The organism is Clostridium pasteurianum BC1, assembly GCF_000389635.1.
Classification (GTDB): Bacteria; Bacillota; Clostridia; order Clostridiales; family Clostridiaceae; genus Clostridium_I; species Clostridium_I pasteurianum_A.
The window spans coordinates 2914070-2926547 of record NC_021182.1 but is presented as its reverse complement, the minus strand read 5'-3'; the positions used below and the strand labels follow the sequence as shown (position 1 = coordinate 2926547).

General features: G+C 29.6%; 13 protein-coding genes. 12 read left to right on the top strand and 1 reads right to left on the bottom strand.

The features are described from left to right. Nucleotides 1-406 precede the first annotated feature (406 nt). The 9 genes from CLOPA_RS13880 (at nt 407) to CLOPA_RS13845 (ending at nt 9812) form a co-directional block, all read left to right on the top strand. Entirely contained in the window at nt 407-544 is a 138-nt protein-coding gene (locus CLOPA_RS13880) for a YjfB family protein (RefSeq protein ID WP_015616080.1), read from the top strand. A gap of 704 nt (nt 545-1248) precedes the next feature. Further along, complete coding sequence (locus tag CLOPA_RS13875) at nt 1249-2073, top strand: hypothetical protein (RefSeq protein WP_015616079.1); 825 nt, start codon at nt 1249-1251, stop codon at nt 2071-2073. Nucleotides 2074-2944: 871 nt separating this feature from the next. Further along, nucleotides 2945-4069 carry an IS4 family transposase gene (locus CLOPA_RS23850; protein ID WP_015614406.1) on the top strand — a complete coding sequence of 375 codons (1125 nt, stop codon included), beginning with the start codon at nt 2945-2947 and terminating at the stop codon, nt 4067-4069. A gap of 200 nt (nt 4070-4269) precedes the next feature. Further along, entirely contained in the window at nt 4270-5382 is a 1113-nt protein-coding gene (locus tag CLOPA_RS13865; protein ID WP_015616078.1) for a hypothetical protein, read from the top strand. A 467-nt stretch (nt 5383-5849) separates the two neighbouring features. After that, nucleotides 5850-6068, top strand: coding sequence for a hypothetical protein (locus CLOPA_RS13860; RefSeq protein WP_155241916.1), 219 nt, complete (start codon nt 5850-5852; stop codon nt 6066-6068). Nucleotides 6069-6202: 134 nt separating this feature from the next. Then, a complete protein-coding gene (locus CLOPA_RS26505; protein WP_278245985.1) occupies nt 6203-6337 on the top strand; it encodes a hypothetical protein in 135 nt (44 codons plus the stop codon). A 133-nt stretch (nt 6338-6470) separates the two neighbouring features. Continuing rightward, nucleotides 6471-7694, top strand: a complete 1224-nt coding sequence (locus CLOPA_RS13855) for a DUF4317 domain-containing protein (protein ID WP_015616077.1) — start codon at nt 6471-6473, stop codon at nt 7692-7694. Between the two features lie 197 nt (nt 7695-7891). Then, nucleotides 7892-8107: a hypothetical protein gene (locus CLOPA_RS13850; protein WP_015616076.1), complete on the top strand. Its 216-nt coding sequence runs from the start codon at nt 7892-7894 to the stop codon at nt 8105-8107. A gap of 121 nt (nt 8108-8228) precedes the next feature. Continuing rightward, the gene (locus CLOPA_RS13845; protein WP_015616075.1) at nt 8229-9812 is read left to right on the top strand and encodes an AAA-like domain-containing protein; all 1584 of its coding nucleotides are present in this window, start codon (nt 8229-8231) and stop codon (nt 9810-9812) included. A gap of 54 nt (nt 9813-9866) precedes the next feature. On the opposite strand, the gene CLOPA_RS24445 is transcribed toward CLOPA_RS13845, so the two are convergent. Next, complete coding sequence (locus CLOPA_RS24445) at nt 9867-10049, bottom strand: cyclophilin-like family protein (RefSeq protein ID WP_080648318.1); 183 nt, start codon at nt 10047-10049, stop codon at nt 9867-9869. 159 nt (nt 10050-10208) lie between these two features. Between CLOPA_RS24445 and CLOPA_RS13840 the strand changes: the two genes are divergently transcribed. From CLOPA_RS13840 to CLOPA_RS13830, 3 genes are all read left to right on the top strand, one after another. After that, complete coding sequence (locus tag CLOPA_RS13840) at nt 10209-11024, top strand: flagellin (RefSeq protein ID WP_015616074.1); 816 nt, start codon at nt 10209-10211, stop codon at nt 11022-11024. A 154-nt stretch (nt 11025-11178) separates the two neighbouring features. After that, nucleotides 11179-11358 carry a hypothetical protein gene (locus CLOPA_RS13835; RefSeq protein ID WP_041710895.1) on the top strand — a complete coding sequence of 60 codons (180 nt, stop codon included), beginning with the start codon at nt 11179-11181 and terminating at the stop codon, nt 11356-11358. 71 nt (nt 11359-11429) lie between these two features. Further along, nucleotides 11430-12302, top strand: coding sequence for a flagellin (locus CLOPA_RS13830; RefSeq protein WP_015616073.1), 873 nt, complete (start codon nt 11430-11432; stop codon nt 12300-12302). The last annotated feature ends 176 nt before the right edge of the window (nt 12303-12478 follow it).

The following is a 12478-nucleotide window of genomic DNA, read 5'->3' as shown; positions in this document are numbered from 1 at the left end:
TTAAGAGTTAAAAATGAAGAGTGAAAGGTGAATGAAGAAATTCAATGAATTGAATTCTAACAATAAATATTAACTCTTAATTCATAACTTTTAATTGCAAGTCTATGAGGTCTGTAGGGATGAGGTTTCCCGAAGTGCCCAACCCCGAAACAGAGAACAAAGTATAAATAATAAAGTACAAATATCTCTGTTGGGTGAAGATATAGTCTGGCGATGATTGAAAAATCACTGATGAAACGCAAGCAAATCAGCAACCTCAACAGGTCCTTCAATTATTGAGATAATTGGAAAACTAACAAGAATAATAATTAGGAGTCAGGGTGAAAGCTCTGGCTTCTTTTCTCTAAATATTTGAGAGCTAACAATGGATATAGCATAATTATCAATGGTAATGAGTTAATCAAAGGTGAAAGAATTAGCGGGAATAGCAGTAATGAAGATGACTATGGATACTGATAAAGAAATTGCTACTAAGATGATAGAGATTACGGACAATGTTGCTGAACATCTAAATCTAGGACAGCATCTAGATACAAGAGTATAGACGCAGATGTGAGGGAAAAACTAAAGTAAAAAATGTAACAAGCAATGCTGTTGGAGCCTCAAATACTCTTAGGGTGTAAAATTTGGAACTTGCAAAATTTTACTTTAAGAAGAATAGATTAAAAGTCAGTCTATTTAAACAATAAACTAATTTGATTTTTCCTACACTTTTCCCACACGAGTTTCAGAAATCTTTAGTTTTTGGCAGAAGATAATAGTTAATAAATCTAGTAATAACAACAGTTACAGCAAATTATAGAAAGCTATTATATGCATTTAAACAAAACCATTGGTTAAAGGTTCAAATTAACTTACCATGCTATTTATGGGGTTTTCCAGGGTTTTGGAAAGCCTTTTTTGAATAGAAATAATATATTGGATATTTAATGAAAGATATTATTAGAATAATATGTAATATTGTGGCTGATAATGGTATAATTAACTATAATTATAAATTATGTTATACACACGTATTTTATCTAGGAAAATTATGTCTATAATGGGAAATTCGATAGTTAGGTATTTTATTAAGGTAGTTTACTTATTTGATTTATTTTATTAGAAATAGATACTACGCATTTGTAAAATATTCCGTCGGAACAGTTAGATATAATGATATAATAGATAGAAATATATTTAATTTGTATATTATTTTTTAATTATGTAAAATTGTTTGATTAATTAGTTTTGAAGGAGGTTTCTAAAATGTGCACAAGCTTTGCAGTATATAGTCAAAACAATCCAATTTATGGCATGAATTTTGATTCAAATGACATTGATTTAAAGCTAAATATTTATAATTATGCTGATAGTGATGTTTTTTACTTTTCAGGATTAATGGATAATATTTATAGAGATATTGCTGGTATTAATAGTAATGGCTTATTTATATGTACCCAAGCGCTAGAATATAGCCCAAATTTTCAACCATGTAGTAATGGAAATAATGTATTTGTTTTTGATGTTATTGAAGAATCATTAAGGGTAGGGGACAAAGTATCAGATTTTTTAGATATTCTAAATAATAGAAATGCTTTCTTTTCTACAAACCCTTTTTTTCCCAATATGGGCTTACATACTATAATTGCAGATAAATACGGTGATGCTGTAATTCTCGAAGAGGGAATAAATACTAATGTTATAAGTAAAATAGATGGCAAATTTATTGTTATGACAAATTTCCCAAATGGCAATTTTGAAAATCAAAAATTTGACGAAGTTTACGGATGTGGTGCTGATAGATATATAAAAGCATATAAGAATATAAATGATAAAATTAATAACTTTGGAATAAATGATGCTTTTGACGTCTTAAGAAGAACATGTCAGGATACAACTCTTTGTTCGATAGTATTTGAACCATTAAAATTGGAAGCATATATTTGTTTTAAAATTGATTTTGATAAAAAATGGAAAGTGTCAATAAAAGAAAAAACAATTCACTCTTTGAACGGATTTAATAATAACAATTCAATTATTTTTACGGCTGAAGGAGTAAGTGTTAAACAGCTTTATAAATTTTACGAATAAAGAATCATACCAAATTATTAATTCGTATTCTTCTAAAATGACGTAACTGCAGACATTTTAAAATTCCCATTATCCAACTACCAATTAGGCTAAGTGTGTCATGAAAGAACGACTGTGCAAAGAAAAGAATAGCGTAGCAGTCGGATGTGCTTTGAAAGAGATGGAGGTGGGCCCTCCGGAGCCGGCATACAGGTGCAGGTTTCAAACCACCATTGGGTGCTGCAACCAAAAGTTGTGGTGCTGAGCGCGTATGGAAAAGGCTGCGGTAGCAGTCAGGTGTGCATCGTGAAGCTGAACGAAAGTGAATAGCCCGTGAAGCGTCGTTAATGGGTTCATTGCAGTCAAAACCAGATGATTTAGCCACAACTGGGATAAATTCGGTGGGTGCCTGTTTATTGACCGAATGGCTGTCGGCGTAAAGGCTGCAGGAGCACGATATAGGCTCTTATAAGGAACAGGAGAAAGCTGAACCTTGATGATAAGCGAAAAATCCAAGCGCTGACACGACAAGGATGAAAGTAGCGATGCAAGGTTTAGCTGCGGAAGAATTCGTAGTAGTGATGAAAATGCTGTAATAGCAGTGGAGCGAAGGGATTCTGTTATCTGCACTTCGGAAAATAAACAACCAGAAATGGGAGGATTTAATGTATGCAATGGGATTATTAAATGCTTAGTCGATTATGATAGATACAGTATAAAGGAAGCATACGAGACATTTTTTGTCTTTATGGATCTGACGTAAGGACAGTAAAAAGAGAAAAATTAACATGGAATAAAGTAACATGAAAAAAAGGATAGAAAAAAACATAGCCAAGCCCTAAAATATAAGTTAAATTCGGACAAACAAACTTATAAAAAAGGAGAATTGGCTATGCTTAACAATCAAGAATATATTACCGCAGAATTAGGAAAAATGCTATATGAGATTTTACCCATATCATCCAAGAAACTAAAAAATTTAGTATATATTGTTTTGGGAATATTGTTATCAAAATCAGTTATAATCTCAGAAATATCAGAAAAGCTAAAGGATTACTATACAGAAGCCAATGAAGAAAGTAAAATAAAAAGAATTTATAGATTTTTTTCAAGTTCAACAATAAAGTCAGACTACCTATATTATAATTTTATCGATGAAATTATGATAAATTATATAAAAAGAAGTACCACTAATAAACTGGTTGTAATATTTGACCATACAACACTGGAAGATAAATTTTTAATACTTAAATTTTCGCTGAAAGTGGGAAAAAGAGCAGTTCCACTATGGTATAAAATATTTGAATATAATGAAAAAGATAATAAAAATTTCAAACATATAAAACAGGGAATAGAAGAGATTAAGGATCTTATAAGTTCATATAATTATGAAGTTGTATTGCTGGCAGATAGAGGTTTTAAGAGTATAGATTTATTTAAGTTTATAAATAAAATAGGATGGAAATATTGTATAAGATGTACCAATGATATGCTTGTAAATATAGAAGGGAAAGAAAAAATAAAATACCTTAGAGATATAAAAACTCTAAAAAAAGGCGTAAAAAAGTTTAATGGAATTTTACTAAGTGCTGAAAAATATAGATGCAATTTAGCAGTTTGTAAGGCAGAAGAAGCAGCGGATACCTGGTATATAGTAACCAATCTTGATAGTAAGAATGCTGTTAATGAATATAAGAAAAGATTTATTATAGAAGAAATGTTTAGAGATTTAAAATCCAGTGGCTTCAATATGGAAGATACATGGACAAACAGTCTTATATATTTTGAAAACTTATATTTATGCTTATGTATAGCATATACATGGATGATAATATTAGGAGCAGATTGTTCTAAGAATAAGAAGAGTAAGATAATAGGCGCAACTAAAAAGATAAGAAATAAAATAGTTAGAATATACAGCTTATTCAGCAGTGGATTGACATGGTTTAACAGATGTTATGATTCTAATAGAAAAAAATATGCCTTAAAATTTAATTTGATACTTTATGACATCTAATATGGCAAAAAAAGTAAATATATTCTTTAATAGTAAGGCACCAGTATACCCATTCTCTATTACATTAATTTCATGTTTATGATTATATTATCTTTATAAGCATATTATTGCATTATTACTATTTGGAAATATAATCTTGTAAATGATTTTTATGTTTATTATTCTTATTTAATGCAATTCACTGTCCGTAAGTCAGCTTTATGGATAGCGTTAAAGAACATTTGCTATTTTCGTATATTGAATATACATATCAATTTGAATCCAGCTATTACCGAATACGCCCTACAGAGGAAAATAAGGTTTATTCTTCACAGGAAATGCTTCATATCCCGTATGATAAGCGGCAATATGCAAGCCAAGGACGCTTCAGTTTACCTGGGATTCCATGTACATATATGTCAACTCAGCCCATATTGACTTGGTACGAATGTAATCTTCCTCAAAAATTTAATATTGTAAAGTATCATGTCAACGAAGATGAACACGGCAAGTATAAGATGTTATATCTTAATATCAATCCATTACTTTATTTTCATGATGTGGAATTAAGTATACTAAATCACGGCCCTAATATGGAAGCTTTCAGTGCTATCCGTCGAGCATGTAGAACTATTCCTTTGATTGCTGCCTGCTCACTGATTGTAAAAAACAGGAATGCAGGATTTGTCGAGGAATATATAATTCCCCAAATGTTAATGTCATGGGTAAGGCAAGATAAAGATTTTATTGGAATCAGATATAATACAGCCAATTTTATAGAAGAAGCTAAGTTGTATAATGCCCATAACATTGTTATTCCAGCAAAAGATTACGATGGGGATGGTTATTGTAAATTTTTAAAATCACTTTTTATTGCTAAGGGAGATGCCAAAGTGGTATGTATTGACACAGTGTCTAACCTTAATTGTATTACCAGAGATATAGAGCTTGTTTACCAATATTATGAGAATTTAAAATATGATTTTCAGACCAGTAAGGTTGAGTTACCATATGACGATATTCTAACTATATGCAGAACTCTTCTAAATTGCTGGGAATGCCTAACGCAAAATTATCAGGAAACAGCAATTCTGTCGTTTCAAGTAATGAAGAGTTTGCGGAAATATAGCTTTCAAACTATTAGATGCTTAAAAAGCCAATATGACAGTGATTATAGCGATTTCTTTGTATCTGATCACCAATCACATTTATTGACGTATGACATTAAACAAAGTGTTAAGGAGAAATTAAAATTCTTTGAAAATCATGTAAATTGTAAAGTGTTGGATGCTTTCATTATTTTTGAATCTATTACATTATTTGAGGATTTGTAAAAATACAACAATTCCCCAAATTGGGAATGAAATTTTGGAGGAAACCAAGATGGACTAGTTCTTTATTTCATTATATTTTCAATATGATTAGCTGTGTTAATCTCATAATTTTGAACAGCAAATTTATATATAGTTATATTCGCATTATCCATATAATGCGGAGGTGAAATGTGTTAAAAAAATAATGTATATATATAATTATATAAATTGAAAAAGATACATGTAATGTTAGAGCAATATCACTTTGTTTGCAAGGACTCTCCGGGGTTGTAAATAAATTATGAACCAAAAAGATAGCAAGCTCACTCCGTTCGCAAGGACCCCTGAGGATTGTGAACAAAGTATGAATGAAAAAGATAAGTTAAATAGAATAATAATAAAGGAGAATCATCATTTTCGTGGTGATTCTTTTTTATTTTTAAGTTTAAACTTCTAAAAAAGTGTTAAGAATTAAAGAAAATAACATTATGGGAAGGAAGATTAATTTAATGACTAGTGAGGCTAGAACATGGTATCCTAATGCAGCCTATCACATAACAGCTAGAGGTAATAGAAGTAATGACATTTTTAGAGATGAAGAAGATTTTCAGGTATATCTGACTATAATAGAAGGAGCTATTGAGTATTTTGGAAAACAGTATGAAATTATATGCTATTGTTTAATAAATAATCATGTACATATTTAAAAGGAGAAAAAAGTGGCTTTCTTATTACTGCTAAATTTGCAAAAGGACAAAATAAACAAGTATTTGCTGTTCCTAATAATATTTATAGCAGTGTAAGTATAGAAGATAATGAAATTAAATTGGAATGTATGAGTATGCTTTATGCGTTGCTGGATAAATTTGAAGATAAAATAACTAAGAAAAAGTTAAAGGAGATGGATAAAACTATGACTGAAATAGGAAAAACGATAAGAGAAGAGGGAATTGAAGAAGGAGTTGAAAAAGGATAGGTAAATAGAATTTTTAAAGGATTTAGAGCTTTTAAGTAGAATAATATTTATTGGAATAAAATTATGAATTGGAGTCTTAAATCTTATATTATTTGGATATAACTATCCTAAAAAGAAAGCCGAGGTAATGAATATGAATAAAAAAGAATTAGTTGATTTAAGAAAAGAATTTAAATTAAACAGCTATATGATGTCTATAAAGGAAGTATATAGTATATATTTAAAAAAAGATAATAATGAAATTATAAAGAAAGAACTTAGTTATTTTGATATGTTAGAAGTTGAAATAAAGGAACTTTATTTGAATAATTTCAAAAAGGTTCTTACTGGAACCATAGATACAAAAATATTTGAATTGAATTTTAATAGTGAAAATTTAGAAGAAAGTACACAAGATGTACTATATAAGGCATTGACTTCAGAAGAAAGGGTAGCAGAATATGCTGATAAAATAGTAGAAAAAATATCTGAAAACTATACATATGATACAGATATAGTAATAAACTTTGTAAAAGCTGAGTACTACAAAGGAAGCAAAAAAAGAAGAGAAGAAATAGATGAATCAGTAGAAGATTCGGTACAAGCTATCCAGTTTATTTTATGTAGTATAAACAAAGTAGATATTCCTAAAAGAGTTTTGAAATTTGACTATGAAGAAAGAACTTTTAAATCTAATTCTGCCTTAGATACTACAATAAATTTAAATTCACCTTTAGATGGATTTATGTTTCCCAGCTTTAGTGATGGAAATATGGATGTAAATAAAGTTATATACTATTCTTCAAAATCAAAACAATTGAATTTGAAATTTGTTGAAGAGGTTTTAAATTGTACTATAAAACATACTGCTATAGAAGAAAAAGAGAGATTTAATGCTATATTGAATGATGTAATTGGTGATAAAATAAAAGCTGATGCTATGCAGGAAATTTATGAAAAAATCAATGAAAAATTAGAAGATAGTATGGATGAAGAGGAACCTACTATGAATATGAAAGAAATTAAGAGGGTTTTAGAAGATAGTGGAATAGATAATACTGAAGTTTTAGAAAGTTCTTTTGAAGAAATTTGTGGAGGAGATTACGAGTTTAAGGTAAAAAATATAATTCCGGATTTTAGAAGTAAATCTATAAAAATTGAAAATGAAGAAACTAGTATAAGTATTAATCCAAGAGATTTAAGTTCAGTTAAACAAGTTGTTGATAAAAATGGTACTAGATGTCTTGTAATTGAATTAAGCGGAGATGTAGAGATAAATGGATTTAAGTTGGAAATGGAAGGTGAGGATAGCAGCAAACTCATTCCCTTCGCAAAGACACAGGATCCAGAAGTTGTGAATAATATTCAAAGAGCTTAGAATATTTTGGTATTGATGAATTTGCCCTAAAAAGGACATATAATACAGAAATAAAAGGTTTGGAGTTCTGATATCCTACTTGCACCAATAGAGTCTAATGATATATTACTGGAATATTATATTTTGGTATGTACATGTACCAATAATATTTTTACATAATATTATATTAGTAAAATAATTTTTATATGGAGAGCATCATGAAAATTTGTGTAGTTTATTCAAATGATTATAAAGAAAAACTAATGCGAAAAAATATGGTGGAAAGTGATTTTAGAATTAAGTACGAGAGATTAATTATAATGTTGTCAGTTATAAGAAACATACTTTACATAAATTCTACATCTTCAGCTATATGTATTGGTATTTATTCTATTTTTAAAATTTTGATTAAGTCTATAAATTATATGAATTGATAATATTGCTCATGGAGTTTAAAAGCTAGAAATTGTAGAACTAAGGTTTTGCAGTTTCTTTTTATGTTTAAATTCAGTTTGATATGGTAAAATACTAATATATAAGGGGCGTGAGAAGGCTATGGAAAAGAGATTTAATGTTACGGGTACATGTATACCTGAAAAGCATTATATGGTAGATATATCAGAAAAATTGACGAATATAATGAAACTCATAGAAAATGAGGAGTATTTTATAATAAATAGACCAAGGCAATACGGGAAAACTACAACTTTATACATGCTTGAAAGAAGCCTTGATAAAAATAATGAGTATTTAACTGTATCAATAAGCTTCGAAGGAGTAGGAGATCTAATTTTTCAAGAAGAAGAGCGATTTACTAGAGGCTTTTTGAATTTAGTTGAAAGAAGCCTTTTATTAGAGCATGAAGAATTATCAGAATTTATTGAAGAGCAAAAACCTAAAGTTGAGACTATGGATGATTTATCCTATGCCATAACAAAGTTTATTATAAAAGTTAATAAAAAAGTAGTACTTATGATAGATGAGGTAGATAAAAGTAGCAATAATCAGCTATTTTTGAGCTTTTTAGGTATGTTGAGAAACAAGTATTTACTTAGGAATTCGGGAAAAGATAAAACTTTTCATAGTGTAATATTGGCAGGAGTACATGATGTAAAAAGTTTAAAGTTAAAGATAAGATCAGATGAAGAGCATAAATACAACAGTCCTTGGAACATAGCTTCAGATTTTGATATAGATATGAGTTTTTCAAAGGAAGAAATAGGTACTATGCTTGATGACTATATAAAAAATAGAGGAGTAAAATTAGATAAGGAATATTTTTCAGAAAAAATTTATTTTTACACTTCAGGATATCCTTTTCTTGTTAGTAAGCTTTGTAAAATAATAGATGAAAAAATTATGGACATAAAACAACTAAAGTGGGATAAGGAATATATGGACAGAGCTGTCAAAGAACTTTTAAAAGATAGCAATACTAATTTTGATAGTTTGATTAAAAATCTAGAAAATAATATCACTTTAAAAGAATTGATAAAGAAGATAACCGTAGATGGTAGTGAAATTACTTATAATAAAGATAATCCTACTATAAAATTAGGCGTAATATATGGAATGTTTAAGGATGAGCAGGGAAAACTAAAGATTCATAATAGAATTTACGAACAAAAAATATACGATTATATGAGTTCTTTAATAGAGACTTCTACGAATTTAAGTTTTTACAATGAAAGATCAGAATTTATAAAAAGAGATGGAAACTTGGATATAGCTAAAGTATTATTAAAGTTTCAGGATTTCATGAAACATGAGTATTCAGAGAAAAGAGAAGGCTTCTTAGAAGAAGACGGGAGACTGCTATTTCTTGCATTTTTAAGCCCAATAATAAACGGCACAGGTTTTGCTTTTAAGGAAGTAAAAGGTGGAGAAGAAAAAAGGTTTGATATAGTTATAACTTATGAAAAGAAGATATATATACTGGAGCTTAAAATATGGCGTGGAGATAAGTATCATGAAAAAGGAATTGTACAGCTAGGTGAATATTTAGAGCAGTATGGATTAGAGAAAGGGTATCTTTTAATCTTTGATTTTAGGAAGGTTAAGGGAGTAATAGGAAAGGTAGAAGAAGTAATGGTTAAAGTTCATGAAAAGCAAAAGAAGATTGTGGAGGTTTACTGTTAAAGTTGATAGCAAGTTCTGTAGCTATGGTAACTATGACTTGGAAAATATGAATATTCAAGATGGTGCTTCATTTAGTTTTAAAATCATTTTTACAGAAGAGTCCATTCCTTTAAATGAAGAAATATCACCACTAATTATTTTACCAAAGGGCACCCCTGGAGAATCCATTTTAGGCTGACTTCCAGTACTTACTGGAGTTGGTCCAAAGAAAATACAGAGGGAATTTTCATGATACATTAATAGTTAAAAATAATTGTATTTTTATTAAAGTTTGATAATAATTAATCGATATAATATATATGTAATAGATTTCTGCAGTAGTCACAACTAAACTATTATTATGTTATTAAGTAATTGTATACTGTATGAATTACTTATCAAGGGGAGTGAATTTATATGATAGTAACTCATAATATGATTTATCTAAATACAGCAAATAAATTGACTAAAGATGAAAAAAATAGATCGGAATCAATGAGAAAAATATCTTCAGGATTGAAAATTAACAGAGCTGGTGACAATGCCGCCGGATCTGGTATCTCTACAAGTTTAAAAGCTAAAATTTTATCTTTATCAAGGGCACAGGTAAATGTTCAGGAGGGTTTAGGTGTAACAGGTGCTGTCACTAAATCTTTGGACAACATTGTAAATGATAGTCTTGGCAGATTGAAGGAGTTATCTATGGGGGCGGCTAATGCTACATCTGGACCTTTTGATAAACAAGCTGCCCAGGGTGAAATTGAACAGATTTTGAAAGATATTGATAGTACAGCTGCTGGTACAAAGTACAATGGTAAAAATCTATTATCACCGCCTTTAGAGTCTATATCTTTACAGGTAGGTTTTCGTACAGAAGATACTTTTAAAATAGATTTATTTGATGCTACTGTTGAAAATATTGGATTAAGTGGAATTAATGTACTTTCAAAGGAGAATGCTTTGTCGGCTATGGATAAGATAGATAAAGCAATAGATATGGTGTCAGGCTATGTTTCCAAGGCTGGAGCTTATGAAACAAATCTTTCTTATATGAGTAATTCACTTTCTGACTATGAATTAAAATTGACCAAGAGTGATTCAAATATTGAAGATGCTGATGTGGCTAAGGAATCGCTGGAATTTACTCAGTATAATATAATAACTCAAGCAACTCAAGCTTTGCTTGTTCAGGCAAATCAGAGTCCGGAATCAATTATACAATTGCTAAAGTAGCAAGCCCAGTCACTTCATAAGCAGCACTAAAGTCTTACACCTCTAATTGTGTATAGTACTATAGCAATTAAGAGGTTGAAAATTTGGAAACTGCAGAACTAAGGTTTTTGCGGTTTCTTTTTTGTTTGAATAATTGAAGAGTGACATGACTTTAATGAGAAATGATATACAAGAATTAAAAACAGGACAAAATGAAACTAATAAAAGACTTCATAATATAGAGAATAAACTTGATGCAATATATGATCACACAGCAGAACTAACAGAATTTAGAACTGAAACGAAAGATGGTTTAAAAGGTATAAAAGCTGAAAAATTTAAAATTTTATCCTAATGATATAAAGCTTCATTTAAATCCTTCGATAATTAAAAAAAGTAGAAAACATTTTAGTTGGAGTTGATAAAATGAGATTAAGTCATAACTTAGCATCATTAAATATATATTATGCATATACAAAAAACCTTAGTAATCAAAGTGGCGCTTTAAATAGATTGACTTCAGGAAAGAAAATAAATAGTGCAAAAGATGACCCCAATAATTTTGCTAAAAGTGAAAAAATCAATATGCAAATACGTGGTCTTCAGGCTGGAACGAGAAATTCACAGGATGGAATAAGTATGCTGCAGACAGCTGAAGGTGGACTTAATAATATAAGTGATGATATTCAGAGAATGAGACAGCTTGTTGTATCCTCTGGTGGACCAAGTTTGACAGATGAGGACAAGAAAAATATTCAGTTAGAAATTGATCAAATAAAACAAAATATTAATAGTACAGCAAATAATACTGAATTTAATGGTGTTAAACTGTTAAATGCCAGTCCATCATCAGTTGGAATCACTTATGATAATAAAAATCCATCTTCTACAATAACAGCGGCTGTAGGTGCAGAATCGGGTGATAATGTTGTTATACCTAAATTTAATGTTACAACAGCTATACAAGATTCCACAGGATACACTTTAGATAGTTTAGATGTAACTAAAAATTCTGTAGATGCAAATCTTAGTTTAGTAGATGCAGCTATGGATAATGTAGTACATGCTAGAAGTGTATATGGTGGAATAGAGAATAGATTCAGCGATAGTTTTAATAACACTAATGAAATAGCCGATAAAATTCAGGATGCAGACAGCAGTGTAAGTGATGCAGATATAGCTAACGAGATAATGGAATATTCTAAATCAGGCATACTGGTAGATGCAGGTATAGCTATGATGGTACAGACAAACAAATTTCCTCAGGATATACTCAATATATTAAGTCGAGTTAGATAAGTGTAGTTTTATAATCTAGTTTTTAGTGGGTAGATCACAAGTATCCTAAGGGTTTAAAAGCTTTATTAAATACAAGCTGTTTAATCGTTACTTACATATTTTTCTAAAGGCTTTTGCTTTATCACATAGAATTCTATTGTATAGAAAGGTGGTAATAACTATGCGACTAAATCCTG